15 protein-coding genes are annotated in these 17,832 nt (G+C 60.6%); 5 read left to right on the top strand and 10 right to left on the bottom strand.

Annotation, left to right across the window (positions count from 1 at the left end; all coding sequences use genetic code 11):
- Positions 1–46: 46 nt before the first annotated feature.
- From AD669_RS14880 to AD669_RS14860, 5 genes are all read right to left on the bottom strand, one after another.
- Positions 47–1,330: an FAD-binding oxidoreductase gene (locus AD669_RS14880; protein ID WP_053121056.1), complete on the bottom strand. Its 1,284-nt coding sequence runs from the start codon at positions 1,328–1,330 to the stop codon at positions 47–49.
- 145 nt (positions 1,331–1,475) lie between these two features.
- Positions 1,476–2,840, bottom strand: a complete 1,365-nt coding sequence (locus tag AD669_RS14875) for a glutamine synthetase family protein (protein WP_053121054.1) — start codon at positions 2,838–2,840, stop codon at positions 1,476–1,478.
- A gap of 581 nt (positions 2,841–3,421) precedes the next feature.
- Entirely contained in the window at positions 3,422–4,306 is an 885-nt protein-coding gene (locus AD669_RS14870; RefSeq protein WP_053121111.1) for a LysR family transcriptional regulator, read from the bottom strand.
- Positions 4,307–4,648: 342 nt separating this feature from the next.
- Positions 4,649–5,545, bottom strand: a complete 897-nt coding sequence (locus tag AD669_RS14865) for a bestrophin family protein (protein ID WP_053121052.1) — start codon at positions 5,543–5,545, stop codon at positions 4,649–4,651.
- Between the two features lie 291 nt (positions 5,546–5,836).
- The gene (locus AD669_RS14860) at positions 5,837–6,679 is read right to left on the bottom strand and encodes a CAP domain-containing protein (protein WP_371262379.1); all 843 of its coding nucleotides are present in this window, start codon (positions 6,677–6,679) and stop codon (positions 5,837–5,839) included.
- Between the two features lie 208 nt (positions 6,680–6,887).
- Between AD669_RS14860 and AD669_RS14855 the strand changes: the two genes are divergently transcribed.
- Positions 6,888–7,508, top strand: coding sequence for a cell wall hydrolase (locus AD669_RS14855; protein ID WP_053121048.1), 621 nt, complete (start codon positions 6,888–6,890; stop codon positions 7,506–7,508).
- Here AD669_RS14855 and AD669_RS14850 read toward each other — a convergent pair.
- Positions 7,505–8,392, bottom strand: a complete 888-nt coding sequence (locus AD669_RS14850) for a LysR family transcriptional regulator (RefSeq protein ID WP_053121041.1) — start codon at positions 8,390–8,392, stop codon at positions 7,505–7,507. The two genes, AD669_RS14855 and AD669_RS14850, sit on opposite strands and share 4 nt — an antisense overlap.
- Before the next feature lie 103 nt (positions 8,393–8,495).
- On the opposite strand from AD669_RS14850, the gene AD669_RS14845 reads away from it, so the two are divergent.
- Positions 8,496–9,908 carry an MFS transporter gene (locus AD669_RS14845; RefSeq protein WP_082341451.1) on the top strand — a complete coding sequence of 471 codons (1,413 nt, stop codon included), beginning with the start codon at positions 8,496–8,498 and terminating at the stop codon, positions 9,906–9,908.
- 51 nt (positions 9,909–9,959) lie between these two features.
- Here AD669_RS14845 and AD669_RS14840 read toward each other — a convergent pair whose 3' ends face one another.
- The 4 genes from AD669_RS14840 to AD669_RS14825 all read right to left on the bottom strand — a co-directional run bounded on the left by AD669_RS14840 (position 9,960) and on the right by AD669_RS14825 (position 13,263).
- Entirely contained in the window at positions 9,960–11,366 is a 1,407-nt protein-coding gene (locus AD669_RS14840; protein ID WP_053121039.1) for a heavy metal sensor histidine kinase, read from the bottom strand.
- Complete coding sequence (locus AD669_RS14835; protein ID WP_053121037.1) at positions 11,363–12,034, bottom strand: heavy metal response regulator transcription factor; 672 nt, start codon at positions 12,032–12,034, stop codon at positions 11,363–11,365. Before AD669_RS14835 ends, AD669_RS14840 begins: the two co-directional genes overlap by 4 nt.
- 9 nt (positions 12,035–12,043) lie before the next feature.
- Positions 12,044–12,301 carry a DUF2790 domain-containing protein gene (locus AD669_RS14830; protein ID WP_053121035.1) on the bottom strand — a complete coding sequence of 86 codons (258 nt, stop codon included), beginning with the start codon at positions 12,299–12,301 and terminating at the stop codon, positions 12,044–12,046.
- A gap of 248 nt (positions 12,302–12,549) precedes the next feature.
- Positions 12,550–13,263, bottom strand: coding sequence for a murein L,D-transpeptidase catalytic domain family protein (locus tag AD669_RS14825; RefSeq protein ID WP_053121034.1), 714 nt, complete (start codon positions 13,261–13,263; stop codon positions 12,550–12,552).
- Between the two features lie 150 nt (positions 13,264–13,413).
- Between AD669_RS14825 and AD669_RS14820 the strand changes: the two genes are divergently transcribed.
- The 3 genes from AD669_RS14820 (at position 13,414) to AD669_RS14810 (ending at position 17,808) form a co-directional block, all read left to right on the top strand.
- Positions 13,414–15,030, top strand: a complete 1,617-nt coding sequence (locus AD669_RS14820; RefSeq protein WP_053121033.1) for a murein L,D-transpeptidase — start codon at positions 13,414–13,416, stop codon at positions 15,028–15,030.
- Positions 15,031–15,214: 184 nt separating this feature from the next.
- Positions 15,215–16,123, top strand: coding sequence for a glutaminase B (glsB, locus tag AD669_RS14815; protein WP_053121031.1), 909 nt, complete (start codon positions 15,215–15,217; stop codon positions 16,121–16,123).
- A 182-nt stretch (positions 16,124–16,305) separates the two neighbouring features.
- Complete coding sequence (locus AD669_RS14810; RefSeq protein ID WP_053121029.1) at positions 16,306–17,808, top strand: aldehyde dehydrogenase family protein; 1,503 nt, start codon at positions 16,306–16,308, stop codon at positions 17,806–17,808.
- Positions 17,809–17,832: the final 24 nt, after the last annotated feature.

Raw genomic sequence — 17,832 nt, 5'->3', positions numbered from 1 at the left:
CAAAAGATCGCAGCCTTCGGCAGCTCCTACAGGGGAGGGTGTTGGTTCAACGCAACTTTTCGAGCATCTGGTAGTACCACATCCCCGCAGCCAGCATCGGGTTCCCGAGCAAATCGCCCATCGGTACACGAATGTGCTGGCAACCCGCAAACGTGTCGAACTGCTCCATCTGCCCGGTGATCGCGCGGCTCATGATTTCGCCCATGATGTGCGTGGTGGCGATGCCGTGGCCGGAGTAGCCCTGGCAGTACCAGACGTTGTCCGAGAGTTTGCCCAGTTGCGGGATGCGGTTGATGACGATGCCCATCGCGCAGCTCCACTGGTAATCGATCTGTACGCCTTTGAGCGCCGGGAAGGTTTGCTCGATGCACGGGCGCAGTTCGCCGGCGATGTCCCTTGAATCCTTGCCGCTGTAGTTGGCGCCGCCGCCGAACAGCAAGCGCCCGTCGGCGGTGAGGCGGTAGTAATCGAGAACAAAGCGGCAGTCGTAGACTGCGAGGTCTTCCGGGTTGATCTGTTTGGCCAGATCGCCGAGCGGCGCGGTGGTGACGATGCCGCCCATCGCCGGGAAAATCTTGCCCTTGAGCTTGCCCGGTTCGAGCTTGTGGTAGACGTCGCCGGCGAGCATGACTTGCTTGGCGTCGATCTGGCCGTGAGCGGTTCTTATACAAGGCTTGTCGCCATGAATGATCTCCAGCACTTCGCTGTTTTCGAAGATCAGCGCGCCGAGACTTTCCGCTGCCCGCGCTTCGCCGATGCACAGATTGAGCGGGTGCAGGTGCATGTTGCGAGTGTTCTTGATCGCGCCGTGATAGAGGTCGCTTTGCAGCAGGTCGCGCACCTGACTGCGATCAAGCAGGCTGACTTCATCGCCCAGTCCGCGCCGCACGGCTTCTTCGTAGTCGTTGCGCAGATCGGACATGTGGCTCGGCTTGTAGGCCGCGTGCAAATGACCGTGTTTGAGGTCGCACTGAATGGCGTATTTCGCCACGCGCTGCTTGATGATTTCGTGGCCGCGCCAACGCAGGTGCCAGATGAAATCGTCGACGTCATCGCCGAGTTTCGCGCGCATCTGTTTGCGCATCGCACCGTCGCCGGAGAGGCTGCCGGTGACTTGCCCGCCGTTACGCCCGGTGGCGCCCCAGCCGATTTTGTTGCTCTCGACAATGGCGACTTTCAGGCCTTTTTCGGCGAGCTCGACGGCGGTGGCGACACCCGTGAAGCCGCCACCGATGATCACCACATCGACGGAGTGCCGACCTTGCAGGGTCGGGTAGTCGGTGTCCTGGTTGAGGGTGGCGGTGTAATAGGAATTGCAGCGTTCGGTCATGTCAGTGTCCACAAATTTCAAGGTCGGTACGCGATCCCTTGTAGGAGTGAGCCTGCTCGCGAAAGCGGTGTGTCAGGCAAATCATTGTTAACTGACAGGTCGCTATCGCGAGCAGGCTCACTCCTACAGGGTTATGGGTGAGGCTTTAGGCTTCGGTCAGGTACCAACGCCAATCCTGCTCACCCACTTCAGCCATGAACTGCCGATATTCGGCGCGCTTCACCGCCAGATACACCCCAAGAAACTCCTGCCCCAAGGCATCCCGCGCCCATGCCGATTTCTCCAGCGCCTGCAACGACGTCAGCCAATCAGTCGGCAGCAATTCCTTCGCCTGCGCATAACCGTTGCCTTCAACCGGTGCGCCGGGATCAAGGTTTTCACTGATGCCGCGATGAATGCCGGCAAGGATCGCCGCCGCTGCCAGATACGGGTTGGCATCGGCGCCGCAAATGCGGTGTTCGATGTGGCGGGTATTTGCCGGGCCACCCGGTACGCGCAGGCTGACGGTGCGGTTGTCGACGCCCCAAGTCGGCGCCAACGGGGCGTAACTGTTGGCCTGAAAACGCCGGTACGAGTTGGCGTTCGGGCAGAACATCAGCAGCGTGTCGAGCAACGACGCGAGCATGCCGCCAATCGCCGTGCGCAGCAGCGGTGTGCCGGCCGGGTCTTCGGAAGCGAACAGATTGCGCCCCTCGGCATCCGCCAGACTGACGTGCATGTGCATGCCGGTGCCGGCCAGATCATCGAACGGTTTGGCCATGAACGTTGCTTGCATGCCGTGCTTGTGCGCGACCGCTTTGACCAGACGCTTGTAGCGCACCGCTTGATCCATCGCTTCCAGCGCATCGCCGTGTTCGAGGGTGATTTCCACCTGGCCCGGGGCGTATTCGGAGATCGCCGTGCGCGCCGGAATGCCGTGCAGTTTGCAGGCGCTGTAGAGGTCGGCGAGGAACGGTTCGATCTGTTCCAGTTCGCGTAAACCGTAGACCTGCGTGTGTCGCGGTCGCCCACCGTCGGCATCCAGTGCCGGTTGCGGACGACCGTTGTGATCGCGTTTGGCGTCGAGCAGATAGAACTCCAGCTCGCAGGCCATCACCGGGTGATAACCCTTGGCTTTGAGGCCGTCGATAACCTTGATCAGCAGGTGACGCGGGTCGGCGATGCTCGCTGGCATGCCTTCCTTCGGGTGCATGCTGACTTGCACGGCGGCGGTCGGAATCTGCCGCCACGGCAGGCGCACCAGGCTGCCTTCCAATGGATAAGCGCGGCAGTCGATATCGCCGACGTCCCAGACCAGACCGGAGTTTTCAACGTCTTCACCTTGCACGGTCAGACCGAGGATGGTGCTTGGCAGCGGCCGACCACTTTCGTAAACGGCGAGCAGTTCTTCACGGTGCAACAGCTTGCCGCGCGGCACTCCGTTGGCGTCGAGAATGAACAGCTCGATCATGTCGATATCAGGGTTTTGGTCGAGGAACAGGCGTGCGTCTTCAATCGCTGCGAATTTCATGGCAATCACTCAGAGTTGCGCCGCACAGGCGCGCAGATTCGGGCCAAGAGACAGTAATGGGCGAAAGCCCAGGTGTCCTGGCAGGGATATCGAAAGAGAAAAGGCCTACACGTTTTTCAGACGTGATCAGGCAGAAACGCAGACATCCGGCGGGCGTGCGGAGTGACGCAACTTGGAACGGCGCAGGGCCATGGGGAGATTGACGATACGATTCATGCGCGGCCCCTATGACAGAGGGCGCACACAGCGGAGACGTTCAACGATTTTAGTTGTTGTAGATACGTACTCATAACGCGTGTTTCCGTTGGCGGAAAACGTCGGAGACGGGACTGACCCGTCGACCGGTGTGCCCGGATAGTAAGGGGGAATCCGCGGGCGTGTAAACGATCAATGTGAAATATCTTGAACACCTGCTTCTGACAACCCCTCTTGTGCAGGTTTGCCAAAAACCCTGTGGTGAGGGGATTTATCCCCGACGGGTTGCGCAGCAGCCCCAAAAAATCTGGGCCTGCTGCGCAGTCCATCGGGGATAAATCCCCTCACCACAGGTTTTGTATTTGGCCTTGGGTCAGATGTGCACATCAGCCCTCAAGCATCTTCCGCGCTTCAGCAAAACACTTTTCAGCAATCGCCGAACGCGGTTCGGTCTTGCGCATCACCATCCCCAACGGTGCGAGCACGCTGGCGTCCGGCAGGGTCATGAACGACAGATGTTCAATCGGCTCCTCCATTCCGCTGTCCAGCGGCATGATTGCGCAGCAGAAACCCTGGTGAATCGCCTGTAACAACTGATAGGTCGAATCACTCTCCATGATCGGCTGCGGACTCAAGCCGCGACTGCGAAAACTCAGGTCGATGGATTTGCGGTAATGCATGCCGGTGGTGATCATGCCCAGCGGCAATTGCGCGGCTTCTTCCCAACTCATCTGAGTGCCTTCGAACTGGAAATGCCGGTTGTCGTAGAGCAATCCGACGCGGGTTTGACCGATCTCGAAAAACTCGAAATAGGCCGGATTGACGTGATCGAGATAGCACACGCCCAAGTCCAGCTGATTGTTGCCCAGACTGGCGATGATCTCGTCGGAGCTGAGCGAGGACAGGCTGAACTTCAACTCGGGATAAGACCCCGACAATCCCTGAATATAATCGACCGGATTGAAGCTGCTCAGCGGCACCAGGCCGAGGCGTAAACTGCCGACCAGTTGCCCGCGACAGGCCGCCGCTTCGGCGAACAAACCATCATGCGCCGCCAGCAACGTGCGGGCCCAGGCCAGTACGCGCTCGCCAGCCTCGGTGAACCCCTCAAAGCGCTGACCACGGTTGACCAGCACCAGATCCAGCTCCTCTTCGAGATTGCGCAGGCGCATCGACAGGGTCGGCTGAGTGATGTGGCAGCGGGCGGCGGCCTGACCGAAGTGACGGGTTTCGTCCAGTGCGATCAGGAATTTGAGTTGTTTGATGTCCACGACGGCACCTGCTCGATGGGATTTCTGGGTGGAGTATTGACGCAGATGCGTACCGCGCACCAAAGGTGCAGGGCGCGACGATCTCATTTGAGGGCGTATTCGTCCAATCGGAAGTGTTTAAAGGCTTATCGACCGCCGGCAAAGTGGCCGATGCGCAGCGTCTGGCGGACAGCGAACTCTTCAAAGCCCTGCAAAAAACACAACTGTAGGAGTGAGCCTGCTCGCGATAGCGGCAAGTCAGGCGACAACGATGTTGGCTGGCAATCCGCTTTCGCGAGCAGGCTTACTCCTACAAGGGTTTTGTGGTGCTCGTCTATATTGGGGGGGTGGGGAAATTTGGGGTCAGCTCAAGACATAGTCCACAGGCTTAAGCGCCGGCGGCATTTCTGCGCCGAGCTCCCAGAGAATATCGCGCTCCAGCGTGCGCACCAGCGCATCCGTGGGCAGATCGTTTTCATCGCGGCCAAAGGGGTCTTCCAGCTCATCGGCAATCGCATCGAGGCCGAAAAACGTGTAGCTGACAATCGCCGTGAACAGTGGCGTCAACCAGCCCAACGGTTCGGCCATGGCGAAGGGCAACAGGATGCAGAACAGATAAATCGTGCGATGCAGCAACAGCGTGTAGGGAAACGGCAGCGGCGTGGTTTTGATCCGGTCGCACACCGCCTGCGCTTGGGTCAGGCTGGTCAGGTGATTGGCGAGCAGCATGTAGCGCCACTCCGTCAGCCCACCGCTTTCATGCAGATCAGAGCACTGCTGGCCGACCGTTTGCAGAATTCGTCCGCTGTAATCGGGCGTCTGCGGATCCGGCTTGGGCATGACCCATTGGCTGCTGGCATCCGCTTCGCTTTCTTTGCGCAACCGGGCGTTCAGCGCATGGGCGAAGCCGCACAGATTAAGCAGCAACGGTTTGCGCTCGGCGGAGTCACGGATGACGTGGGTTTCGCGAATGATCGAGCGAATGTGCACGATCACCTCGCCCCACGCCTTGCGCGCTTCGTACCAGCGGTCATAACAGGCGTTGTTGCGAAAACTCATGAAGATCGACAGCGACAAACCGAGCAGCGTAAACGGCGTCGCGCTGACACTGGCGAAATAGCTCGGATGGAGGATTTCCACCAGCACAATGGCCGACGCCAACAGCGTGATCATCAGCGCGCGCAAGGCGATGCGTTTGGCGATCGAACCCTTGAGGGTGAACAGGATGGCAATGGGATGAATCTTGGGTCGGACGATCATGCTGTTCTGCCCTGGTTATGCATGGGGGCGTGGCGGATCAACGGGTTGTGCAGCGCTACGCCGATGAGTCTAGTTGGCTGCAATGGCGGCGCAGAGTAAGAGCGCCAGAAAGGCGCGTCCAATCAGTTTGAATGACCGCACGATTGATCAAATTGATGACCCCTGAACCCCCTGTAGGAGCAGAGCTTGCTCGCGAAGGCGTAAATACAGTCAATGCATATTTCGACTGGATAGACGCCTTCGCGAGCAAGCTCTGCTCCTACGGATTTTGCGGTGTTTGAGGACGCGGAGTTACTGCGCGCCGAACATGGCGGTCCAGTAGATGCCTGCGCTGCTTTTCGGGTCGGTGGCGTAGGCGGCGCCGAGTTCTTTGTATTGTGGGTTCATCAGGTTGGCGCAGTGGCCGGGGCTGGCGATCCAGCCGTCGACGACTTTGCGCACGGTGTCTTGCCCGGCGGCGATGTTTTCGCCGACCAGTTGACCGCTGTAACCGGCCAGTTCAGCGCGGTCGCCGGGGGTGCGGCCGTCGCGATCCTTATGGTCGAAATAATTGTTGTTGGCCATGTCGCGGCTGTGATCCTGGGAAATCGTGCCCAGCGCAGCATTCCAGGCCAACGGTGCGGCAGCGGCGAAGGCCTGACCACCGCACTGGCGCGGCTGACTGCGGGCGACGTTGAGTTGCTCCAGCAGTTTTTGCCCTTCACTTTGCGCATCGCCGAGTTTGGCCGACAACAGCGGTCGCGCCAGCACAATGCGCCAATCGCGATCGGCGCGGCTGACGCCGACATCAACGAACTGCGGGTCGAGCACCACCTGACAAAAACTTTCCTGAATCGCCTGCATCGCCGACGCCGCATCGCGCGGGCCATTCAGGGTAATCGCCTGCACATTGACCATCGGGTAACTGGCGCTGGCCATCGCTTGCTGCAAATCCACCGCGCCACTGGCCGGCAGGCGCAAGCGGGGCTCGGCCGACAGCGGCGGCAGCTCATTGGAGGCTTGCGAACCGCAGCGTTGCGGCTGGCTGCGGTAGCTGTTGATCGACTCGATCAGTTGCGATTCATCGCTGGCCAGCGCCGGGATGGCCAACACAACGCCAGCGGACAACGCGGCACAACGTAAAACGAATGGCATGAAGCGCATGGAAATCTCCCTTGAGCTGAATGCGCCCATGATGCGCGAAAGGCCCCCGGTGGGTGCAATGTCTTTTTCTTCATTCGACGGTTTTTTCTGCGCAACTTTGTCTGGCGTTTTGCCGTCTACACTCACCGAAGACCCCGGGAGCCGGGCGTCTCACCCACGCAACACGTTGCCCTTAGCGGGCGCTGCCGGAAGAACTGACATGGGATTGAAAGGCTTGGCTGGCTGTATGGTTTGCATCCTGTTGGCGGGCTCCGCATGGGCCACCGATCAGGCCCCGATCAAGGCGAAAGCTGAAGAAAAAGCGCAGGTGCTGGAGGAAAAAGCGGCGGACAAAGTCAGCAGCGCGCCGGCGCCGAAAGCCGAAGCGATTACCCCGACCGAAGCGCAAGCGGTCGACCCTGCCGGCGCTGCACCGCTGGATGATCCGCTGACCTGCCTGGCGCGCAGTATCTATTGGGAAGCCAAGGGCAAGGACACCCCGGAAATGGAAGCGGTGGCCAGCGTAGTGATGAATCGTCTCGGCCACGAAGGTTTTCCTGACACCGTATGCGCGGTGGTCAAGCAGGGTTCGGAAACCAAGAGCTGCCAGTTTTCCTGGTGGTGCGATGGCAAGGCGGATCAGGTCAAGGAGGACTCCGAATACGCGCTGGCCAAGGAAATCGCCGGCAAAGCGCTCAACCGTCAGCTCCCGGATCGCACCCGCGGCGCGCTGTACTTCCACGACCGCAACGTCCACCCGAGCTGGGCCAAGGAGTACCGCAAAACCGCCGAAACGAAAAAATTCCTCTTCTATAAACCGGCCGGTGGCGACGCGCGTTAGGCGCAGACCTGACGCACACAATCGCGCAACCAGCGGTGTGCCGGATCAGCGTCCATGCGCGGATGCCAAAGCATTGAGACGCTGATCGGCGGCATCTCGAAGGGCAGAGCGAAACTGTGCAGGCCGCTGCGCAGTTTGCTGGTGTGGCGCTCCGGAACGGTGGCGATCAAATCCGATTCGCGCACCAGCGTCAGCGCCGCCGAAAAACCGCCGAACGAGGTGACGATGTCCCGCGTCAGCCCGAGTGCGAGCAGCGCTTCGTCTACCGGGCCGCTGCTGCGCCCGCGTCGGGAAATCAGAATGTGCTCGCCACCGGCAAAACGCTTGCTGCTGACTTTTCCCGAACTCAAGGGATGCCCCTCACGCACCACACCGATCCAGTGATCCTGAAACAGAATGCGGCTGTGCAGCGTCGGGTCGGTGCTGTCGTCGATCACGCCGGTTTCAAGATCGACGCGGCCCTCGCGCAGCGGCGTGCTGTCCTTGTCGGCCTTCTGCACAAAGCGCAGGCGCACGCCGGGCGCTTCTTCAGCGATGCGTGCGAGCAGGGCGGCGGCGAAGGTTTCGACAAAACCGTCGGTGTTGCGCAGGGTAAAGGTGCGTTGCAATCGGCTCGGGTCGAGCACGTCGGCAGGGCGCAACACCGCCTCGGCTTCCTGCACCAGATGACTGACGCGTTCGCGCAACTCCAACGCACGCGGCGTCGGCACCAGACCGCGACCGGCCCGCACCAGCAGCGGATCGCCGGTGGTCTCGCGCAGACGGGCCAGGGCGCGACTCATCGCCGAAGGACTCAATCGCAGGCATTTGGCCGCGCGGGCGACGCTGCCTTCGCGCAGCAGCACGTCGAGGGTGATCAACAGGTTCAGATCGGGCGCAGACATGACATGGCGTTCCATGCAGGTATCGAGTGCAAAGCATGCGTCTTGTGCCTTGTATTGTCGAGGCACAGGCTATGCAGCATCACCTCTGCCAAGTGAGCGAAAGATGCCGCGAGAACCCCTGACCACTTCAGCCCGCTGGGCGCTGACCAGTCTGGCCCTGTCGATGTTGATGCCGTCGCTGGACACCAGCATTGCCAATGCCGGCTTACCGATACTTGCGACGGCGTTTGATGCGACGTTCCAACAGGTGCAGTGGATCGTTCTGGCTTACCTGCTGACAGTCACCACGCTGATTGTCAGCGTCGGGCGGCTGGGCGACGGCATCGGTCGGCGCCGATTGCTATTGATCGGCATCGGCATTTTCACCGCGGCCTCGTTGTGTTGTGCGTTGGCACCGGGACTGGGTTGGCTGATCGGCGCGCGAGCGGTGCAAGGCGTTGGCGCGGCGATCATGTTTGCCTTGACGGTCGCGTTGGTGGCCGATGCGGTGCCGAAGTCACGGGCGGGCAGTGCGATGGGTTTGTTGGCGACCATGTCAGCGACCGGCACCACCCTCGGGCCGTCGCTGGGCGGATTGTTGATGGCTCATCTCGGCTGGCATTCGATTTTTCTGCTCAACGTACCGCTGGGTTTGCTCAATGCGTGGTTGGTGTTCCGCTATCTGCCGGCAGATCGAGCGATCAGCACACGGGTTGCCTTTGATTATTTCGGCACCGGGGTGTTGGTGTTGACGCTGGCGGCTTATGCGCTGGCGATGACGCTGACAGGGCTGACCCTGCCGTTGTTGCTGGTCAGCGCGTGCGGCGCGGGGCTGTTTGTTTTTATCGAGATGAGGGTCAAGGCGCCGCTTATTCGCTTGTCGCTGTTTGCCGACCGGCGATTGAGCAGCAGCCTCTTGCTGACGTTACTGGTGACTACCGTGATGATGACCACATTGGTGGTTGGGCCGTTTTACTTGAGCCGGGGTTTGGGTTTGAGCAGCGCCATGGTTGGGCTGTTGTTGTCGGTCGGGCCGTTGTTGTCGGCGTTTGGCGGTGTGCCGGCCGGGCGTCTGGTGGATCGCTTTGGTGCGCGCCGGATCGTGCCGGGTGCGCTGCTGGGATTGGCTTGTGGTTGTGGACTATTGGCGTCGTTGCCGATGAGCCTTGGCGTGTTTGCGTACGTGTTGCCGATTGCGATGGTTGCGGTCAGCTATGCGTTGTTTCAGGCAGCCAATAACACCGGGTTGATGGCCGGCGTAAGTCAGGATCAGCGCGGAGTGGTCTCGGCGTTGCTGGGGCTGGCGCGTAATCTGGGATTGATCACCGGGGCGGCGGTGATGGGCGCGGTGTTTGCACTCGCGGCGGGGGATCCGACGGAGGCGCCGGCGACTGCAATCGCCAGTGGATTACACATCACCTTTGCGGTCGCCACGGCAATAGCGTTCATTGCATTGATCATAAGCCGAACGCAGTTCCCCTGTGGGAGCGAGCCTGCTCGCGAAGAGATTGGCACAATCAACATCTCCAGTGACTGACACATTGCCTTCGCGAGCAGGCTCGCTCCCACAGGGGAATGGCGGTGATCGTTAGTCTCGGGTTTGGCGAGCAGGGAAGAACAGTTCGAAACAGGTCACGCCATCCGCACTGCTGGCGCTGTACCGGCCCTGATGCAACTGCATAATCGTCGCAACAATCGACAGGCCTAATCCATTCGATTGTGCCGAACGCTCGCGCGATTGATCCACGCGATAAAAGCGCTCAAACAACCGCGCCAGATGCTCAGGCGCAATGGTCGCGCCGTGATTACGCACCCGCAGATAACTGCCCTCAGGCTCAGCAATGGCTTCAACCTGAAGCGTCGAATCCGCCGCACCGTACTTGATCGCATTCGCGCAAAGGTTCGCCAGCGCCCGCCGCAGCAACATCGGCTCGGCCCAGATCACACCGCTGCCACGCGCCTCAATGCACACGCCAACATCCGCCGCCAACCCTTCAAAATAATCAGCAATGCGCTGCATCTCGTCCGCCGCATCCAGTTCCTGACGCTGGCTCAGCGCACTCGCCGGATCAGTGCGCGCAAGAAACAGCATGTTGTCGAGCATCCGCGTCAGCCGTTCCAGCTCTTCGACATTGGAGGCGAGCAACTGCTGATAGGCTTCGATGCTGCGGTTCTGATGCAGGGCGACCTGGGTTTCGCCGAGCAGGTTATTGATCGGCGTGCGCAGTTCGTGAGCCATGTCGGTGGACACCTGGCTCAGTTGCGCAAAACCCTTGGCGAGGCGATCGAGCATGGCGTTGAACGCATCGATCATCGGCAGCAATTCCCGTGGCGCGCCCTGGCTGTCGAGGCGTTCGCCGAGATTGCCGACACCGATGCCATGAGCGTGTTTGGCCATTCGGCGCAATGGGAGCAAACCGCGATACACCAGCAAACAACCAATCACCGCGAGCAGCAGCGCCGCCAACGTCGCCAGGCCATAAACGCTCAAACGATAATTGGCGAGCATCGCCGTGCGTTCGCTCATCAGGCGTCCGGTTGTGACTTGCAGATTGCCCAGTTCACCAGAGTCGATCTCAGCCGCCACCGCCGAAAACGGTACGCCGTTAACGTTCGGCAGATGCTGTACATCGTTCAGCGTCATCGTGTGATTGATCGGCACCGCTGGCAATGTCGGCGTGGTCAGGTTGCCCGGATTGACCACCAGCAATGGCGGTTCACCCGGCGCGCCGATGGTCAGCAGTGCCTCGCGGTTGCCGAGCATGTTCTGGAACAGCGCCGGTTTGTTCTTGATCAGCTCGAGGGTGTTGCTGTCGTTAAGGAAGGTGCGCAACTGATCGACGCGGCTGACCAGCGAAATGTCGTCGCGGCGAATCAGCTGTTCTTCCAGCTCGCTGTACAACGCCGCGCCGAGCCCGGCCAGCGACGCGAAGGCGAGCAGGGCGAACACCAGCGCCAGGCGCAGGGTCAGGGAATACGCCCGGTTCGCGCTCATGGCTGCGTGTCGAAACGATAGCCGATGCCGCGCACGCTGTGGATCAGCTTGAGCTGGAACGGGTCATCGATTTTCGCCCGTAAGCGGCGTACGGCGACATCGACCACGTTGGTGTCGCTGTCGAAATTCATGTCCCACACCCGCGACGCGATCAGCGAACGGGCGAGCACTTGCCCGGTATGCGTGGCGAACAGTTGCAGCAGGGCGAACTCTTTATTGGTCAGGGTGATGCGCACTCCGCCGCGACTCACTCGGCGTTTGAGCACGTCGATTTGCAGGTCGGCGATTTGCAGTTGTTCATCTTCATGAATCGGCCCGCGCCGGGTCAGGGTGCGCAGACGCGCCACCAGTTCGGCGAAGGAAAACGGTTTGATCAGGTAATCGTCCGCGCCCAGTTCAAGGCCTTTGACGCGGTCGGCGATATCGTCGCGGGCAGTCAGGAACAGCACCGGCGTGTCGGCTTCCTTGCGCAGCCGGCGCAGGACTTCCCAGCCATCCATTTTCGGCATCATTACATCGAGCACGACCACGTCGAAGCTGTGTTCCAGCGCCAGGTGCAAACCGTCGGCGCCGTTGCGCGCCAGGCTTACGCTGTAGCCGAGTTCCTGCAAACCGTTGAGCAGGTAATTGCCGGCCTTGGGTTCGTCTTCGACAACCAGAATATTCATCGATCACTCTCAATGGTCATTGATGCAGCCGCTGCCTTGCACGTCATAGTTCAGCACATGTTCGCGGCCCTGATGGTCGAGGTAGTTGAGTTGCGCCGGAACCACACCGCAGGCCTGAGAAATATCGGTGCTGGAGAGTACTTTGTCGACATCCAGATTGACGTAGAAGGCGGATTTGTCATGGATGACGGCGGTGTCGGGCATGTTCGCGGCGAACACGGAGCCGGTGGCGAGGAGGGTGGTAAGGGCGAGCAGGAGGGTTTTCATGGTCAGTCACTCAGTGGTTGGTGTTGATCGGCGTTAGCGCCGGGACAACATCAGGCTACCGAGCGATCCGCACGGCAAACCGACAGCTGAATGACAAAGTTGTAATGAAACGAAGGTCTGTGCCTGACGCAAATCAAAATTGTGGGAGCGAGCTTGCTCGCGAATACGGTAGGTCAGTCACCAGATAGGTTGATTGTCCCACCGCATTCGCGAGCAAGCTCGCTCCCACAGAGTTTTGTGGTGCTTTGTTAGCTGGCGTGGGTGCTGAGGATGCTTGCCACCTGCTGCGGTTGGCAGTTGAGGTACGGCGAGGATTTCAGCCAACGCTGATCCGGGTACCAGGAAAACATGAACTGGCCATCCTTCAGTCGATCAATCACTTGCTTGGCAATCTGTGGCCGAACCGCCGGGCAACCCTGGCTGCGGCCGATGCGTCCTTGTTTCTTGCTCCACAACGGATTCACGTAACTGGCGGCGTGAATGACGATCGCGCGATCGCGGGCCATGTCATTGAAGCCCGGTTCCAGACCGTCCATGCGCAACGAATAACCGTGGGCGCCGCTGTAACTTTCCTGGGTGCGGAACAGACCGAGGCTGGATTGGTAACTGCCTTCACGGTTGGAAAACTGCGTGGCGAAGTTTTCGCCGGAATTGGAACCGTGCGCCACCAAGTCGCGTAGAACCAACTTCTGTTTGCTCAGGTCGAAAATCCACAAGCGGCGTTCTGTGGACGGTTGCGAATAATCGATGACGGCCAGATGGCGGGACGGCTTCGCCCCATTGTTGACCGCGCATTGCATGGCGCTTAATGCACCTTTCAGCGCCTGGGGATTGAGTTCTGGCGCGGCGTGGGCGAGGCTGTTGTAGAGAACCGGCGATGGTTTGCCGGCGGCAAAAACTGGACTGGTCACAGCGACAAGGGTCGCGGTGGACAGCAGAAGTCGGCGCAAAAACGTCAACATTTATAAAGTGTCCTCACTTGCTACTCATTTGGCACTTTGGCTCCTGACTCCCAGTCATAACCGCCACGCCCGAAGATCGAGCCTGACTGTTCAGCACACCTGTTGTAAGGTTGACCGTCATCTGGACGGCCATGGATTGGAGTAAAGCAGTTGTTCAAAAAGTACGCATGCTACTTGAGCATTTGTTTGCTCGCTGCGCCGTTTGTCGCTTGTGCCGATGAGCCGCTGCCGCCCTTGCAGACGCTGCCGACGCCACCGGCCGAGTTGCCGGTCGAACCGCAGAGTCCGTTGCAGGCTGTATTGATCAGTCTGCCGCAGGCCTGTCCGGCGATTGCTGCGCGGCTGAGCGTGGCGGCGTTGACCCAGTTGCAGGCGTTCTATGAACAGCAGGACTGGATGCCAGTGTGGGCCAGCGAATCCGGACGTTTGCAGGCTTTACAAGCGCAATTGCCGCTGTTGGCCGACGATGGCTTGAATCCAAAACGCTACCCAGTAGCGAGCATTGCTCCGCAGGACGGCGAACTCTGCGCCGACATCGACATCAGCCGCTACTACCTGCAAGCCCTGCAGGATCTGCATTACGGCAGCCTGTTGCAGTCGCACTTCGAACCGCTGTGGCATGCCGATGACACCCCGCGTGACCGTCAGGCGGAATTGTTGGCGATTGCCGTGCCGGGCATGCAGGACATTCCGGGCGCCTTCGATCGCGCGCGTCCACACCTCGCGCAATATCAGAGCCTGCGTCACCTCTACGCCGCACAACGTCTCAAGGCTTTGCCGCAGTGGCAATCGGTCGGTAATGGCCCGTTGCTGCGTCCAGACATGGAAGACAAACGCGTGCCGGAACTGGCGCAGCGTCTGTACAGCGAAGGCTATCTGGCCCACGCCGGCAGCACGCCGGGCAACGCTTACGAGGGTGTGCTGGTCGAGGCGGTGAAAAGTTTTCAGGCCAACCATTCGTTGCAGGCCGACGGCGTGGTCGGGCCGGGGACGATTGCCGAACTCAACATCAGCCCGCTGACGCGGCGCGAGCAGCTGCGGGTCAACCTCGAACGTTTCCGCTGGATGGCGCAGGACATGGAGCCCGACGGGTTGCTGGTCAACGTCGCCGCTGCTGAACTGACTCTGTATCAGGGCGGCCAACCGGTGTGGCAGACCCGCACCCAGGTCGGTCGTGCCGAACGGCAGACACCGCTGCTGAAATCCCGCGTCACGCGCCTGACCCTCAACCCGACCTGGACGGTGCCGCCGACCATCTGGAAAGAAGACAAACTGCCGGCGATCCGCAAGGATCAGACTTTCCTCAGCCGTCAGAATCTGCAAGTGCTCGATGCCAACGGCCAGCCTTTGGCCGCGGCGGATGTGGACTGGGACAATCCCGGCAACATCCTTTTGCGTCAGGACGCCGGCCCGCGCAATCCGCTGGGGCAGATGGTCATTCGTTTTCCCAATCCGTTCTCGGTGTACTTGCATGACACGCCGAGCAAGGCGCTGTTCGACAAGGGGCCGCGTGCGTTCAGCTCGGGTTGCGTGCGGGTCGAGCACCCAATGCAACTGCGGGATTTGTTGCTGAGCCCGGCGGAAAAGGCCCGTACCGAAACGCTGTTGGCGACTGGCACCACGCATGAATTTCGCCTCTCCGCGCCAGTGCCGATCCTGATGACCTACTGGACGGCGCAAGTCGGCAGCGACGGCCACGTGCGCTACGCGCCAGACATCTACAGCCGCGACAGCGCCTTGCTCGCCGGCCTCGACCGCGCACACTGACTCAACAATTCCCCCTGTAGGAGCTGCCGAAGGCTGCGATCTTTTGATCTTGTCTCTTAAAGGCAACATCAAAAGATCGCAGCCTGCGGCAGCTCCTACACGGGCAACTGTGATTTGATTTGCTCGCGCAGCGTCTAGCCCCAGTGTCCCCGCAATCCCATGGGGCGAGACTTCGGAACCCGGCATGCAAGCGCTGTTGAACGAGATCCTTGACGCTGTCCGTCCTCTGATCGGACAGGGCAAGGTGGCTGACTACATTCCCGCCCTCGGCACTGTGCCGTCCAATCAATTGGGCATCGCCGTGTACGGCAACGACGGCGAAATGTACTGCGCCGGCGACGCCGAAACGCCGTTTTCAGTGCAGAGTATTTCCAAGGTGTTCAGCCTGGTGCAGGCCATCGAACATTCCGGCGAAGCGATCTGGGAACGTCTCGGTCATGAGCCGTCAGGCCAGCCTTTCAACTCGCTGGTGCAGCTGGAATTCGAACGCGGCCGCCCGCGCAACCCGTTCATCAATGCCGGCGCGTTGGTAATCTGCGACATCAACCAATCACGCTTCGCCGCGCCGACCCTGTCGATGCGCGACTTCGTCCGGCGTCTTTCGGGCAATCCGCAGATCATGATCGACGGCAAAGTCGCCGAGTCCGAATACCAGCACCGCGCACGCAATGCGGCGATGGCGTATCTGATGCAATCGTTCGGCAACTTTCACAACGACGTTGAAGCAGTGCTGCGCAGTTACTTCAGCCACTGCGCACTGCGGATGAATTGCATCGATCTGGCGCGGGCGTTTTGCTTTTTGGCCAACGACGGTTTTTGCAAACACAGCGGCGAGCAGATTCTCGCGCGGCGGCAGACTCAGCAGGTCAACTCGATCATGGCCACCAGTGGGCTGTATGACGAGGCGGGCAATTTTGCTTATCGCGTGGGGTTGCCGGGCAAGAGCGGCGTCGGCGGCGGGATTGTCGCGGTGGTGCCGGGGCAGTTCACCGTGTGCGTGTGGTCGCCGGAGCTGAATGCTGCGGGTAACTCGCTGGCGGGGATGGCGGCGCTGGAGATGCTCAGCGCCAGAATTGGCTGGTCAGTGTTCTAACCCAAACACCTCAATCTGTAGGAGCAAAGCTTGCTCGCGAAAGCGTCCTGACATTCAACAAACCCGTTGCCTGACACGCCGTCTTCGCGAGCAAGCTCTGCTCCTACAAGGGTTTTGTGTTGCCTGCGGGGAGGGTGTTCCTATACATTTTCCGGCCGCTCCCTGCATGGTGAATCCGCTTCATGTCTCTTGCACTCGAACGTCTCGTCGCTGGCACCCCGATCCCTTTCGCTGGCAACCGCGTCACCGTGGTCAGCCCCGAACTGGCCGCGCGGTTTCAGCCCGGAGACCACCTGCTGGTCGAGCAGGTGAGTGGCGAGTTGCTGTTGATTCCCGTGGTTGATCAACAAGCCGCCTCGGTGGCGATCGAACGCGCGGCCTCGGCTTTCATTGCGTTGTCGGCAGTCTCTGATGAAGCCATCAGCCAGTTTTTCGACCTGTTCGCACAGCGTCTGGAAACCGCAGAGTGCTGGGCGCAGATCGAAGCGGCGAACCTGGCCGACATTGAACGTGCCAAGTCCCGCGGCCGTTCCACCACCCGATTGCTCGCCGACGAACGCATGCGCCGCGACATGATCGCCGGCCTGCGCGCCTGGCGTGATGCCGCCGCGACGCGCGGCAAAGTCATCAGCAGCGTCGAGCACGACGGCTGGAAAGTTGAGCAAGTGGTCTCACCGCTGGGCATCGTCGCGTTTGTCTTTGAAGGACGGCCGAACGTGTTCGCCGACGCAGCCGGCGTATTGCGCACCGGCAACACCGCCGTGCTGCGCATTGGCAGCGATGCCTTGGGCACCGCGCAAGCCATCGTCACCCACGCCTTGAATCCAGCGCTGGCCGAGGCAGGTTTGCCGGCCGGTGCGGTGTCGTTGGTGGAAAGCGTTAACCACGCCGCCGGTTGGGCGATGTTTGCCGACCGGCGTTTGTCGCTGGCCGTGGCGCGCGGTTCGGGTCGTGCGGTGAGTCAATTGGGCAGCATCGCCCAGCAGGCCGGCACCGCCGTCAGCCTGCACGGTACGGGCGGGGCGTGGCTGATTGCCGATCGTCACGCCGATGCCAAACGCTTCGCCGCGGTGGTGCGCAACTCGCTGGATCGCAAAGTGTGCAACACGCTGAACGTCTGCCTGATCCAGCGTGAGCGTGCGGCAGAATTGGTGCCGTTGTTTCTTGATGCGCTGCAGCAGGCCGGCACCGCACGCGGTCAGGGCTGCAAATTGCACATCGTCGAGGGCAGTGAAAGTTGCCTGCCGAGTGAATGGCAGAACGCGACGGTCGAGGTGTATCGCGCCGAGGGTTATCAGACTGAAGCCTTGGCTGAACCGCTGGCGCAATCGGCATTGGGCCGCGAGTGGGAATGGGAAGAAACCCCGGAAGTCAGCCTGATGATCGTTGACGATCTGGATCAGGCGATTGCGCTGTTCAACCGCTATAGCCCGCAGTTCACGGTGTCGTTGATCAGTGAAGATGCGGCGGTTCAAGAGCGTTTTTACAACGCGGTGAATGCGCCGTTTGTGGGCAATGGCATCACCCGTTGGGTCGACGGGCAGTACGCGCTGAACAAGCCAGAGCTGGGGCTTTCGAACTGGGAGAGCGGGCGCTTGTTCGCACGCAGCGCGATTCTTTCGGGGGATGGCGTGTTCACGGTGCGCAGCCGCATGAGCCAGATCGACCTGAGCGTAAAACGCTAACCCCCATCGACACGATTCGCTTCC

Origin of the sequence: Pseudomonas sp. P1.31 (assembly GCF_001269815.1) — a bacterium.
Taxonomy (GTDB): Bacteria; Pseudomonadota; Gammaproteobacteria; order Pseudomonadales; family Pseudomonadaceae; genus Aquipseudomonas; species Aquipseudomonas rustica.
The sequence above is the reverse complement of the archived record's forward strand: the minus strand, read 5'-3'. Positions and strand labels throughout refer to the sequence as shown.